The organism is Streptomyces sp. NPDC001380, assembly GCF_042895785.1.
Classification (GTDB): domain Bacteria; phylum Actinomycetota; class Actinomycetes; order Streptomycetales; family Streptomycetaceae; genus Peterkaempfera.
Map to the genome: position 1 here is coordinate 84,743 of NZ_JBIAWP010000015.1, position 12,416 is coordinate 97,158.

Annotated in this window: 10 protein-coding genes; 2 read left to right on the plus strand and 8 right to left on the minus strand. The window is 77.2% G+C overall.

Features of this window, described 5'->3' with window-relative positions:
• Positions 1 to 108: 108 nt before the first annotated feature.
• Positions 109 to 2,340, minus strand: coding sequence for an AMP-binding protein (locus ACFY07_RS19350; RefSeq protein WP_390869981.1), 2,232 nt, complete (start codon positions 2,338 to 2,340; stop codon positions 109 to 111).
• A gap of 133 nt (positions 2,341 to 2,473) precedes the next feature.
• Here ACFY07_RS19350 and ACFY07_RS19355 point away from each other — a divergent pair, with 133 nt between their 5' ends.
• On the plus strand, positions 2,474 to 2,827 hold the full coding sequence (locus ACFY07_RS19355; RefSeq protein WP_390869983.1) for an arsenate reductase family protein: 354 nt from the start codon (positions 2,474 to 2,476) through the stop codon (positions 2,825 to 2,827).
• Between the two features lie 19 nt (positions 2,828 to 2,846).
• Here ACFY07_RS19355 and ACFY07_RS19360 read toward each other — a convergent pair whose 3' ends face one another.
• Positions 2,847 to 4,715 carry an ABC transporter ATP-binding protein gene (locus tag ACFY07_RS19360; RefSeq protein WP_390869985.1) on the minus strand — a complete coding sequence of 623 codons (1,869 nt, stop codon included), beginning with the start codon at positions 4,713 to 4,715 and terminating at the stop codon, positions 2,847 to 2,849.
• Between the two features lie 271 nt (positions 4,716 to 4,986).
• The gene (locus tag ACFY07_RS19365; protein ID WP_390869987.1) at positions 4,987 to 5,760 is read right to left on the minus strand and encodes an SDR family NAD(P)-dependent oxidoreductase; all 774 of its coding nucleotides are present in this window, start codon (positions 5,758 to 5,760) and stop codon (positions 4,987 to 4,989) included.
• A gap of 459 nt (positions 5,761 to 6,219) precedes the next feature.
• Here ACFY07_RS19365 and ACFY07_RS19370 point away from each other — a divergent pair, with 459 nt between their 5' ends.
• Entirely contained in the window at positions 6,220 to 6,807 is a 588-nt protein-coding gene (locus ACFY07_RS19370; protein ID WP_390869989.1) for a YdeI family protein, read from the plus strand.
• Positions 6,808 to 6,831: 24 nt separating this feature from the next.
• On the opposite strand, the gene ACFY07_RS19375 is transcribed toward ACFY07_RS19370, so the two are convergent.
• From ACFY07_RS19375 to ACFY07_RS19395, 5 genes are all read right to left on the minus strand, one after another.
• Positions 6,832 to 7,632 (minus strand): ATP-grasp domain-containing protein, encoded by an 801-nt coding sequence (locus ACFY07_RS19375; protein ID WP_230653908.1) that lies wholly within the window; start codon positions 7,630 to 7,632, stop codon positions 6,832 to 6,834.
• Positions 7,633 to 7,711: 79 nt separating this feature from the next.
• A complete protein-coding gene (pip, locus tag ACFY07_RS19380; RefSeq protein WP_390869991.1) occupies positions 7,712 to 8,677 on the minus strand; it encodes a prolyl aminopeptidase in 966 nt (321 codons plus the stop codon).
• 123 nt (positions 8,678 to 8,800) lie between these two features.
• A complete protein-coding gene (locus ACFY07_RS19385) occupies positions 8,801 to 9,694 on the minus strand; it encodes an SDR family oxidoreductase (protein ID WP_390869993.1) in 894 nt (297 codons plus the stop codon).
• Entirely contained in the window at positions 9,691 to 10,716 is a 1,026-nt protein-coding gene (locus tag ACFY07_RS19390; protein WP_390869995.1) for an alpha/beta fold hydrolase, read from the minus strand. Before ACFY07_RS19390 ends, ACFY07_RS19385 begins: the two co-directional genes overlap by 4 nt.
• Positions 10,713 to 12,326 (minus strand): flavin-containing monooxygenase, encoded by a 1,614-nt coding sequence (locus tag ACFY07_RS19395; RefSeq protein ID WP_390869997.1) that lies wholly within the window; start codon positions 12,324 to 12,326, stop codon positions 10,713 to 10,715. The genes ACFY07_RS19390 and ACFY07_RS19395 overlap by 4 nt, the downstream gene beginning before the upstream one ends.
• Positions 12,327 to 12,416: the final 90 nt, after the last annotated feature.

Consider the following 12,416-nt stretch of genomic DNA (forward strand, 5'->3'; position numbering starts at 1 on the left):
GCGTGGCCGGCGCGGACGGCCGGCAGGCCCCAGGATGGCGGACCGGGACGGCCGGGGACCAGGGGTTTTCGCCCTGCCGCCGACCTCTCCCCCGGCTCCCTCGGCCCCTCAGGCCCCGCCCGCCGCACCGCCGGGCCCTGCGGCGCCGCCCGCACCGGCAGCGCGGGCCTCGGACTCCTCCCGCAGCCGCCGCCGCAGCACCTTGCCGAGCATGTTGCGGGGCAGCGGGTCGGTCCGGAACTCCACGATCTTGGGGACCTTGTACGCCGTCAGCCGGTCCGCGCAGTACGCCTCCAGCTCCTGCGCCGACAGCACGCCCCCCTGCCGCAGGACCACGCACGCCTTGACCGTCTCGCCCCGGTAGGCGTCGGGCACGCCGATCACCGCCGCCTCGGCCACCGCCGGGTGGCCGAGCAGCACCTCCTCGATCTCGGCGGGGAAGACGGAGAAGCCGCTGGCGATGATGACGTCCCGCTTGCGGTCGATGACGGTGACGTAGCCGTCGGGGCTCATCACCCCGATGTCACCGGTGGAGAGCCACCCGTCGTGGAGCATGCGGGTGGAGTCCTCGCGTTCGTGCCAGTACCCCGCGAAGACCTGCGGGCCGCGCACCAGCAGCTCCCCCGCCACGCCGGGCGGCTGCTCGCGGCCGGGGTCGTTCTCGTCCACGATCTTCGCCTCGGTGCCGGGGAGCGGGATGCCGACCGTGCCGGGGCGGGCGTTGGCGTTGAACGGGTTGCAGAGCACCACCGGGGCGGCCTCGGTCAGCCCGTACCCCTCCACCAGCTGCGCCCGGGTGGCGCCCTCGAAGCGGTCGACCGTCTCCGGCGGCAGGCGCATGGCGCCGGAGATGCAGCTCCGCACCGAGCGCAGGGCCTTCAGCTCGCCGGGGCCGCGGCGCAGCAGCTGGTCGTACATGGGCGGCACGCCGGGGAAGAGGGTGGGCCGGTAGCGGCGGGCGGCGCGCAGGACGAGGTCCACGTCGAAGGAGGGGAGCAGCACGCTGCGGTTGCCCGCGGCGATGCCGACGGTGAGGCCGAGGGTCATCCCGTACACGTGGAAGAAGGGCAGCACGGCGAGGGCGGTCTCGCGGCCCTCGCGCCGCTGCGGGTACCAGGACTTCACCTGGTGGGCGTTGGCGACCAGGTTGCGGTGGGTGATCATGGCGCCCTTGGGCGTGCCGGTGGTGCCGCCGGTGTACTGCAGCACGGCGACCCGCCGCGGGTGGACGTCGGCCTGCGGCACGCCGCCGCGGGGGGCGCGGGTGCGGGCGACGGTCGCGAACGGCACCGTGCCGGCGTCCGGCGGCGGCGTCGGCCCCAGCCTCTCCTGCGCGGCCCGGGCGCGGGCGAGCGGGAGCCGCAGCAGCAGGCGCCGCCAGAGCGGGAACTCCTCGCTGAGCCGGGTGGTGACCACGTGCCGCAGGGCGGTGTCCCCCCGCACGGAGGCGACGGTCGGGTAGGCGCCGTCGTGGACGACGGCGAGCACGGCGCCGGAGTCGGTGAGCTGGTGGCGCAGCTCGCGGGCGGTGTAGAGGGGGTTGGCGGGGACGACGACGGCGCCGATGCGCTGGGCGGCGTAGAAGGCGACCACGAACTGCGGGCAGTTGGGCAGGATCACCGCCACCCGGTCGCCGCGGGTGACGCCCAGCCCCAGCAGGCCGGCGGCGAAGCGGTCCACGGCGCGGTGCAGGGCGCGGAAGCTGGTGCGGCGGCCGAAGAAGACCAGGGCGGTGCGGCGGCCGTGGCGGGCGGCGGCCTCGTCGAGCAGGCCGGTGACGGGGGTCTCGGGGATGTGGACGCGGCGCGGGACGCCGTGGGCGTAGAAGCGGTGCCAGGGCCGCTCGCGGCGGCGGGGGGCGGACGGCGGGCGGTCGGGCGGGGCGGGGATGCCGGGCGGGCCGGACGCGCCGGGCGGGGCCTCGGGGCGGGGGCCGGGGTGCCCGTCCGGTCGCCCGGCGGGCTGCCGGGCGGGCGGGCCCCCGGGGCTCCCGTCCGGGCGGCGGGACGCGTCCCGGCCCGGCAGGGCCCTCGGGCCCGGCGGTGCTTCGGGGAGCCGCAGCGGGGCCCGTTCCCGGGGGCGGATCAGCGCGGGGGCGCGGAACGGCCCGGGGCGGCGGGCCGGCGGGCCCGCGTCCGTACCGGTGTCCGGGCCGGTGGCGGTGTCCGGGCCGGTGGCGGTGTCGGTGTCCGGGCCGGTGGCGGTGTCCGTGTCGGTGTCCACGTCCTCCTCTACGTCCGCGTCGACGATCCGGGTCGGCAGCAGGGGGCGGTGGGCGTCCGGACCGCCCGGGCCGTCCTCCGGAGCGTCGCCGTCCCCCCTGGTCGCTCGCGCATCCACCGCTGGCACTCCCCCTGTCGCCCGAGGCCTGACTCCCTGCCGGGGTGTGGCGAATGGTTGCAGGGGGGCGTACGGGAGTCCAGAGGGTGAACCGGACGGATTGGGCGGGGAGGCGGCCCCGTACGGTGTCCGCATGGAGATCTGGCTCAACCCCGCCTGCTCGAAGTGCCGCTCGGCCGTGGAGCTGCTCGACGGCGCCGGCGCGGAGTACACCGTCCGCCGGTACCTGGAGGACCCGCCGGACGAGGCGGAGATCGCCGCGGTGCTGGACCGGCTCGGCCTGGAGCCGTGGGACGTCACCCGCACCGGCGAGCCCGCCGCGGCGGAGCTGGGCATGGCCTCCTGGACGCGCGGCGCGGAGGACCGGCCCCGGTGGATCGCCGCGCTGGCGGCGCACCCGTCCCTCATCCAGCGGCCGATCATCACCGCGGACGACGGCCGCGCGGTGGTGGGCCGCTCGGAGGAGGCCGTCCGCTCGGTGCTCTGACGGACCGGCGCGCGGGCGCTCAGCCGGCCGGGGCCTCCACCGGCACGGGCGTGCGGGAGGGTGAGGGCGTGCGGGCGGGCACGGGCGTGCGGGTCGCCTCCTCGCGGGCGACCAGGGCGGCGTAGCGGCCGCCGAGGGCGACGAGCTCGTCGTGGGTGCCGCGCTCGGCGATGCGGCCGCCGTCGAGGACGACGATCTGGTCGGCGTCGCGGACGGTGGAGAGCCTGTGGGCGATGGTGATCGTGGTCCGGCCCGCGGCGAGGGCGTCGACGGCCTGCTGCACGGCGTGCTCGGTGCGGTTGTCGAGGGCGCTGGTGGCCTCGTCGAGGATGAGGACGGGCGGGTTGCGCAGCAGGGTGCGGGCGATGGCGAGCCGCTGCTTCTCGCCGCCGGAGAAGCGGTGGCCGCGCTCGCCGACCAGGGTGTCGTAGCCGTCGGGCAGGGCGGCGATCCGGTCGTGGATCTGGGCGGCGCGGGCGGCGGCGACGAGTTCGGCGTCGGTGGCGCCGGGCTTGGCGAAGCGCAGGTTGTCGGCGACGGAGGCGTGGAAGAGGTACGTCTCCTGGGAGACCACGCCCACCGCCGCGGCCAGGGTGTCGAAGGACAGGTCGCGCACGTCGGTGCCGTCCAGGGCGACCCGGCCGCCGGTCACGTCGTACAGGCGCGGTACCAGCATGCCGAGGGTGGTCTTGCCGGAGCCGGTCTCCCCCACGACGGCGAGGGAGCCGCCCGCGGGCACGGCGAGGTCGATGCCGGTGAGGGCGGGGCGCCCGGCGGCGGGGCCGTAGGAGAAGTGCACGTCCTCGAAGCGGACCTCGCCGCGGATCCGGGCCGGCCGCACCGGGTCGGCGGGCTCGGTGATGTCGACGGGCAGGTCCAGGTACTCGAAGATGCGCTGGAACAGCGCCAGGGACGCCTGCACCTGCACGCCCGTGGAGAGCAGGGAGACCGTGGGCCGGAAGAGGCCCTGCTGGAGCGAGACGAAGGCGACGAGGGTGCCGAGCGAGACGACGGGGCTGCCGGCGGCGGTGGCCAGGCCCGCCGCCCAGTAGACGACGGCGGGCATCGCGGCCATGACGATCTGGATGGTCGACATCCGCCACCGCCCGGCCATGCTCGAACGGACCTCCAGGTCGGCCAGGCCGTCGGACTGCGCCGCGAACTCCCGCGACAGCGAGTCGGACCGGCCCATGGTGCGGCCCAGCAGGATGCCGCTGACCGAGAGCGACTCCTGGACGGCGGCGGACATGGCGGCGAGCTGCTTCTGCCGCTGCGCGGTGATCCTCTTGCGCTCGTTGCCGACGCGCCGGCTGATCCGGACGAAGAGCGGCAGCAGGAGCAGGGAGACCACGGTCAGCCGCCAGTCGAGGGCGACCATGGCGGCCACGGTGGCGGTCACCCCGGTCAGGTTGGAGACCAGCGAGGTGGCGGTGGAGGTGACGGTGGACTGCATGCCGCCGATGTCGTTGGCGATCCGCGACTGCACCTCGCCGGTGCGGGTGCGGGTGAAGAAGGCCAGGGACATGCGCTGCAGGTGGCTGTAGACGGCGGTGCGCAGGTCGTGCATGACGCGCTGGCCGACGGTGGTGGAGATCAGGGTCTGCAGCACGTTGAGGACGCTGGTGAGGACGGCGGTGGCCACCATCCCGAGGGCCAGCAGGCTGAGCAGGGCCGTGCGGCCCTGGGGTATGGCGGTGTCCAGCATCGCGCGCAGCAGGAACGGGGTGGCCACCGAGACCAGCGAGGAGAGCCCCACCAGCAGGCCGACGACCGCGAGGCGGGCGCGGTAGGGGCGGAAGAGGCCGAGGATGCGGCGCACCTGGGCGGGCGGCCGCTCCTCGCCGGGCGCGGGGGCGGGCGGGGTCGGGTCGGTTCCCTGGGGTTTCACGGGCGGCTCCGGCGGGGTGCGGGGACGGGTCGGGGCGGGCGGTGCCGAGCATACCGAGCAAGGCTCACTGTTAGGGAACCTAACGGTAAGCCCGGTCATTCCCGTTCCGCACCCCGGAGTGCCCGCCGCACCACGGACCGGCGCTCGCGCCCGGGTCCGCGCCCCTGCTCCCCCACGTCCGGCACCCGGGCCCGCCCGCGCGACCGGCCCGCACCGGCGGCCCTGCCGCGGTGCGGGCCGGTCGGCGCGGGCCTGCCGGTGCGGTGCCGGCTCAGTCGGTGCGGTACTGGCGCCCGGCCCGGGACGACGCCCCGCCGAGCATCCCCTGCGGCACCAGCCGGCCGAGCCCCACGACCGCCCGGTACCGCAGGCCCGGGACGGAGAGGGTGCGCCCCCGGGCCAGGTCGCGCAGCGCCTCGCGGACGACCTGGTCGACGGAGAGCCACATCCAGCCGGGGATGTTCGAGGTGCCCATGCCCGCCCGCTCGTGGAACTCGGTGCGCGTGAACCCCGGGCAGAGCGCCATCAGCCGCACCCCCGAGCCCACCAGGTCCCGCGCCACGCCCTGGGTGAAGCCGACCACCCACGCCTTGGTGGCCCCGTACGTGCCGCGCGGGAAGAAGGCCGCCACCGACGCCACGTTCACCACCCAGCCGCGGCGGCGCTCGCGCATCCCCGGCAGCGCGGCCGTCGTCAGGCGCAGCACCGCCTCCACGTGGACCTTGAGCATGGTGAGCTCGTCCGCGAGCGGCACGTCCAGGAAGGCGCCGCGGTTGCCGAAGCCCGCGTTGTTCACCAGCACGTCCACCGGGCGGGCGGCGTCGGCGAGCCTGCGCTCGACGGCCGTGATGCCCTCCTCGGTGGCGAGGTCAGCCACCAGCACCTCGACCTCGCGGCCGCGCACCTGGCGCAGCCGGGCGGCGGCCTCCTCCAGCCGCTTGCCGTCCCGGGCGACCAGCACCAGGTCGTGCCCGTCCGCCGCCAGCCGCTCCGCGAAGGCCGCGCCGATCCCGGCGGTGGCGCCGGTGATGAGAGAAGTCGTCATACCGGCGACGTTAGCCGGTGCGACGCCGCGGTGCGCCCCCACGAGGAGCCGTTCCCTGTGTGCCGTGCGGCGGCCGGCACGAAGGGGCGGTCGGGGCACCCGGGAGCGCCTCCGTGCCCTTCCCCGGCTCCGGCCGCGGGGGGGGGCGCCCGCGGCGGGCGGCCGCCGCCCCCCGCGGGCCCCCCGGCCCCCCCGGGGGCGGGGGGGGGGGGCCCGGGGCCCCCCGCGGGCCCCCCCCCCCGGGCGCCCGCCCCGGCGCCCCCCCCGGCCCCCCCCCGCCCGCCGCCCCGCCCCCGCGGCCCCCCCGCCGCTCCGGGCGGACGCCGCGGCCGTCCGGGCGGCGGCGGGGGGGGCCTCGGGCCGCCCGGCGGGCCCTCCCGGCGGGACGCCGCGTCCGCACGGGTGTGACGAGTCGTCACACCACGGACGGATGTCGGTGGGGCGTGGTTCACTGCGGGGATGGCCGATGACCTGGAGACCCTCGCGTTCGCGTCCGCCGAGGAGTTCGAGGAGTGGCTCCGCGCCCACTGCTCCTCCTCCCCCGGGATCCTGCTGAAGCTCCGGAAGAAGCAGCCGGGGGTCGCCGCCCTGGACTACGCGCAGGCCCTCGACGTGGCGCTCTGCCACGGCTGGATCGACGGGCGGAAGGAGGCATTCGACGACCGGCACTGGCTGCAGCGGTTCACCCCGCGCAGGCCGCGGAGCAGGTGGTCGAAGGTGAACCGCGCCAAGGCGGAGGCCCTGATCGCGCAGGGGCGGATGGGGCCGGCGGGGCTCGCCGAGGTCGAGCGCGCCCGGGCGGACGGCCGGTGGGACGCCGCGTACGACGGGCAGGCCGCGGCCGTCGTGCCGGACGACCTGGCCGCGGCCCTGGCGGCGAACCCCGACGCCGCGGCGTTCTTCGCCACCCTGGACGGCCGGAACCGCTACTCGGTCCTGCACCGCGTCCAGGAGGCGAAGCGGCCGGAGACCCGGCTGCGGCGGATCGAGACGTACGTGGCGATGCTGGCCGAGGGAAGGACAATCCACCCCCGGAGGACGTCCTGACGGCCCGCCGGGCGGAGGGGAGGGTCAGCCCACCGCCTCGGGCAGCCGCCGCGCGAAGGGCAGGTCGCACGGACCGGCCTCGGCGGCCGGTCCGGCGGCGCGGAGCACGACGTCCAGCACCCGGTCCGGGTCGCAGGCGTAGCCGCCGCTCGCCCAGGCCGGGTTGGCCTCCACCACCGCCCAGCGGCCGTCGTCGAGCAGGCCGACGTCCACCACGGCGGCCGACGGCAGGGAGCCGCCGGCCGCCGTGAGCAGGTCGCGGGCGAAGGCGAGGACATCGGCGTGGTGCGGGTCCTCCTCCAGCGGGGCGGTGTCCAGGGCGGGCCCGACGGCGTAGCGGGACGCCGTGCGGACGGCGCCGTCCAGGACGAGGAGCCGGTACTCGCGGACGAAGCGGACGATGTCGCTGACCAGGACCGGCAGGTCGTCGTCCAGGGCGTCGGGGCCGGGCAGCCGGGAGCCGTCGGTGTGGATGCGCGCCGGGAAGTGCTTGTCGACCGGCGGCTTGACGAAGGCGGGCCGCCGCAGCCGGCGGGCCTCGGCCAGGGTCACCGCCTCCACCCGGCGGCACGTCAGCTCCTGCGGGAGCCGCGCGAGCCAGTCGGCGGGCGGCTCCAGCAGGACGAGGCCGAGGGCGCCGCCGACGGAGTCGGCGAGCAGCGGGCCGCCGTAGAGGTGGGCGGGGGTGCCGGGTCCGGCCTCCTCGGGCCGCCGCCAGCCGTGGGCGGTCACGGCCCGCAGGCCGCGCCGGTGGGCGGCGGCGGCGAGCTGGAGCCGGGTGTCGGTGACGCGGGGGGCGAGGATCAGCAGGCGGCCGGTGGTCATGGTCCGTGATGGTGCCGGTCGGGCGCCGGGTGGCGGTACCGGTTTCCCGTCCCCGGGCTCCCCGGCGGCCGGCCGCGGGTCAGCGCCCGGTGCGGCCGAACCGCGCGACCGCCTCGCCGATGGCGTCGCGCATGGCGGGGCTGCCGGTGTGGCCGGAGTCGTCGACGACCTTCAGTTCGGCGCCGGGCCACGCCTTCGCCAGCTCCCAGGCGGTCGTCAGGGGGCTGCCCAGGTCGAGGCGGCCGTGGACGAGCACCGCCGGGATGCCGGCGAGCCGGTGCGCGTCGCGCAGCAGCTGCCCGTCCTCCAGCCAGGCGTCGTGCGCGAAGTAGTGGGCGCAGATCCGGACGAAGGCCGTCAGGGCGTCGTCGGGCCGGTCGCTGTAGGCGCCGGGGCGGCCCAGGGCCTCGTGGGCGATGACGGCGTCCTCCCAGGCGGCCCAGTCCCGGACCGCCTTGGCGCGGACCGCGGCGTCCGGGCTGTTCAGCAGCCGGTCGTAGGCGGCGACGAGGTTCCCGTCCCGGTCGGCCTCCGGCAGCGCGTCGCGGAACGCCTCCCAGGGGCCGGGCAGCAGGCGGCCGACGCCGCGGTAGAGCCAGTCGGTCTCCTCCGGGCGGGTCGTGGTGACGCCGACCAGCACGGCCTCGGAGACCCGCTCGGGGTACCGCTCGGCGTAGGCGAGGATCAGCGTCGAGCCCCAGGAGCCGCCGTACAGCATCCAGCGGTCGACGCCGAGGTGCTCGCGCAGCCGCTCCATGTCGGCGACGAGGTGGTGGGTGGTGTTGTGCTCCAGGCCCACGGCCGGGTCGGAGGCGTGGGGCAGGCTCTCGCCGCAGCCCCGCTGGTCGAAGAGGACGATCCGGAAGACCTCGGGGTCGAACGCCCTGCGGCTGCCCCGGCTCCCGCCCGCGCCGGGGCCGCCGTGCACGCACAGCACGGGCTTGCCGTCGGGGTTGCCGCTGGTCTCCCAGTAGACCCGGTTGCCGTCGCCGACGTCGAGCAGGCCGCGGTCGTACGGTTCGATCGGCGGGAACGGCGGGGTCACGGCGGTCTCCTCGTGCACGTGGGGAAGCGGCCCCGTGAGGCTACTCACCCGCGGGGGCCGCGGCACCCGCATTCCGCGGCCGGAGGGCGGCGGCCGAACCGGCCGCCGCCGCGCGACGGGGCGTCAGGAACGGGCCTTGCGGGCCTCGGTGTCGGCGGCGCCGCCCGCGCCGACCGGGCCGAGGCGGCGGGCGGCGGTGGCGCGCAGGCGGGGCTCCAGGCGGCGGATCTCGCGCGGGCCGAGGCGCCCGATCACCGAGGGGACGAGGCCGCGCACGGCCTGCATGCCGCGCAGCCACCCCTGGGCGTAGACGTGCGGGGAGCGGCGGGCGATGCCGGCGACGAGGCGGTCGACGGCGGGCTCCAGCGGGTAGGTCCGGTTGGCGGGCCAGGGCAGGCGGGCACGCATCTCCCGCAGCACCTCGTCCTCGTCGGCGCCGCGGACCATGTCGGTGTCGGTCCAGCTGAGGTACCCGACGCCGACCCGGACCCCGCGGTGGGCGACCTCGGCGCGCAGGGAGTGGGCGAAGGCCTCGACGCCGGACTTGCTGGCGCAGTACGCGGACATCAGCGGGGCGGGGGTGATGGCGGCGAGGGAGGCGATCTGGAGCAGGTAGCCGCGGGAGTCGGCGAGGGCGGGGAGGAAGGCGCGGGCGGTGGCGACGCTGCCCAGCAGGTTGACCTCGACGACGCGGCTGAACGCGGCGTGGTCGGAGTCGAGGAGCGGGCCGCCGAGGGCGATGCCGGCGTTGGCGACGACGGTGTCGACGCGTCCGTGGTGGGCCTGGATGCGGCGGGCGGCGTCGGTGAGGGCGTCGAGGTCGGTGACGTCGGCCTCCCAGTGGGTGGCGCCGGGGCCGCAGGCGGCGGCGGTGCGGGCCAGCTCCTCCGGTTCGAGGCCGACGAGGGCGACGGTGGCGCCGCGGTCGGCGAGCCTGCGGGCGAGCAGGGCGCCGATGCCGCGGGCGGCCCCGGTGACGACGGCGACCTGGGAGGACAGCGGCGGGGTGGGGGTCATGCGGTGGCGCTCCTCTGCTGGTGCGGGGCGGCGGCGGGGGCGGGCTGCTCGGCGGGCGCCTGCGGGGCGGCGGTGTCCTGCGGGGCGGCCGTGCCCTGCGGGGCCGCGGGCCGGTGCAGGTGGTCGGCGACGAGGCGGCGGATCTCGTCCGCGACGGCGTCGGGCCGCTCGACGGGCGACATGTGGCCGGTGCCGGGGAGTTCGGTGAGGCGCTCGGGCCGGGGCAGCACGGCGTGCAGGCGGTGGGCGAGGACGGGCGGGGTGAGGCGGTCGGCGGCGCCGACGAGGACGGCCGTCGGGGCGGCGAGCCGACCGGCCTCGGCGTGCAGGTCGAGGGTGCCGAGGACCTGGGCCCAGGCGGCCCGGACCCGGCGGGGGCAGGCGTGGACGATGCGGGCGCAGGCCTCGACCCGGTCGGCGGGGGCGGCCGGCCCCATGACGGCGTACTTGAGGACGGCGCGGCTCAGCCCGGTGACCGGGCCGAGCGGCAGGCGGGAGGCCAGCAGGGCGCGGTGGGCGGCGAGCCGGGCCCGGGGGGCGCGTCCGGCGAACGGCAGGACGCGCAGTTCGGCGAGGAGGGAGCCGCTGCCGGTGCTGGCGAGGAGGACGGCGGCGGTGCGGTCGCGGACGGCGGACCGGTCGGCGGCGGCCATCACCGTCATGCCGCCCATGCTGTGCCCGGCGAGGACGGCGCGCGAGCCGTGGGCGACGGTGGCCTCGACGACGGCCTCCAGGTCGTCGGCGAGGGCGCCGGTGCCGTACCCGGCCGGGGAGGCGGGGGCGTCGCTGCGGCCGTGGCCGCGCTGGTCGTAGGCCACCAGGCGGTGGTCGGCGGCCAGGCGGTGCAGGACGGGGGCCCAGAAGGCGGTGGAGCAGGTCCAGCCGTGGGCGAGGACGACGGTGGGGGCGTCCTCGGGGCCGTGGACCTCGGCGTGGAGCCACGTGCCGTCGGCGGACCGGACCCGCAGCTCGCGGCGCGGGTCGGGCGGGACGCAGTCGCGGGGGAGCCGGGGGCGGCTCACGGGGCGGACTCCTCGGCGGTCGGGCCGGCGGGCCCGGCGCCGGCGGGACCCGCCGGGGAGGCGGCGGAGGCGGCGGAGGCGGCGGAGGCGGCGGCTCCGGCAGGGACGGGCCGGCGGGCGGCGGGGCGCGGGACGAGGTCGTACTCGGCGAGGTCGACGCGGCGGGTCTCGCGGCGGAACCGGCCGGTGGTGCCGGGCCAGACGGTGGTGTTGCGGCCGTTCGCGTCGAGGTACCAGCTGGTGCAGCCGCCGGTGGCCCAGACGGTGGAGCGCATCCGCCGCTGCACCTCGTCGTTCCACCGCCGCTGCGCCTCGGGCCGGGCGTCGATCGCGGCGACGCCGAGGGCGTCGATGCGGGTGAGGGCGTCGACGATGTAGTTCAGCTGCGACTCGATCATGAGGATCATCGAGCTGTTGCCGAGGCCGGTGTTGGGACCGATGACGAAGAAGAGGTTGGGGAAGCCGTGCACGGTGGTGCCGCGCAGGGCCTCCATGGTGCCGTCCCACTCCTCGGCGAGGGTGCGGCCGGCGGCGCCGGTGACGCGGTCGGCGATCGGCATGTCGGTGACGTGGAAGCCGGTGCCGAAGACGACGGCGTCGGCCTCGGTCTCGGTGCCGTCGGCGGCGACGAGGGTGGAGCCGCGGACCTCGGCGAGCCCGGAGGCGACGACGTCGGTGGTGGGGGCGGCGAGTGCCGGGTAGTAGGTGTTGCTCAGCAGGATCCGCTTGCAGCCGATGCGGTAGTCGGGGGTGAGGCGGGCGCGCAGCCCCGGGTCGGCGACGGCGCGGCGCAGGTGGCGCTCGGCCATGGCCTGGACGGCGCCGAGCAGGCGGGGCCGGTTGACGAAGGCGTCGACCTGGAGCTCGCGGACGGCGAAGAGGAGGGCGCGGCGCAGGGCGCCGGACGGCGGCATCCTGGCGTGCAGCCACTTCTCGGCGGCGGAGATCTCGCGGTCGGCGCGGGGCAGCACCCAGGCGGGGGTGCGCTGGAAGACGGTGAGGCGCTTCACGCGGGGCTGGACGGCGGGGATGATCTGGATGGCGGAGGCGCCGGTGCCGACGACCGCGAGGCGCTTGCCGTCGAGGTCGTAGTCGTGGTCCCACCGGGAGGAGTGGAAGATCCGGCCGGGGAAGGTGTCGAGGCCCTTGATGTCGGGGATCCGCGGGTCGGAGAGGGGGCCGGTGGCGGAGACGACCGCGTCGGCAGTCCAGTCGCCGGCGGTGGTGGCGAGGTGCCAGCGTGCGGTGCCGGCGTCCCAGCGGGCGGCGGTGACCTCGGCGTGGAAGCGCAGGTGGGGGCGGAGGCCGAAGGTGTCGGCGACGCGCTCCAGGTAGGCGCGGATGTGGGGCTGGCCGGAGAAGCTGCGGGGCCACTCGGGGTTGGGCGCGAAGGAGAAGGAGTACAGGTGGGAGGGGACGTCGCAGGCGCAGCCGGGGTAGTCGTTGTCGCGCCAGGTGCCGCCGACGGAGGCGGCGCGCTCCAGGATCACGAAGTCGGTGATGCCGGCGCGGCGCAGCCGCACCCCCGCGCCGAGGCCTCCGAAGCCGGATCCGATGACGGCGACGCGCACGTGGGGGGCGGCCGCGCCGGGTTCTGCTGCGGATGCCATGGGGCCTCCTCCGAGGAGCTCGGGAACCGCGCCAGTGTTCACTGGCATGATGGGGAGCGTAGACCGAGCGGATTGTTGACGGAAGGTCCA

Coding starts and splice junctions, on each gene's coding strand:
- ACFY07_RS19395 (WP_390869997.1), bottom strand. CDS start 12,326: ATGGCATCCGCAGCAGAACCCGGCGCGGCCGCCCCCCACGTGCGCGTC.
- ACFY07_RS19355 (WP_390869983.1), top strand. CDS start 2,474: ATGGAGATCTGGCTCAACCCCGCCTGCTCGAAGTGCCGCTCGGCCGTG.
- ACFY07_RS19375 (WP_230653908.1), bottom strand. CDS start 7,632: ATGACCACCGGCCGCCTGCTGATCCTCGCCCCCCGCGTCACCGACACC.
- ACFY07_RS19370 (WP_390869989.1), top strand. CDS start 6,220: ATGGCCGATGACCTGGAGACCCTCGCGTTCGCGTCCGCCGAGGAGTTC.
- ACFY07_RS19365 (WP_390869987.1), bottom strand. CDS start 5,760: ATGACGACTTCTCTCATCACCGGCGCCACCGCCGGGATCGGCGCGGCC.
- ACFY07_RS19385 (WP_390869993.1), bottom strand. CDS start 9,694: ATGACCCCCACCCCGCCGCTGTCCTCCCAGGTCGCCGTCGTCACCGGG.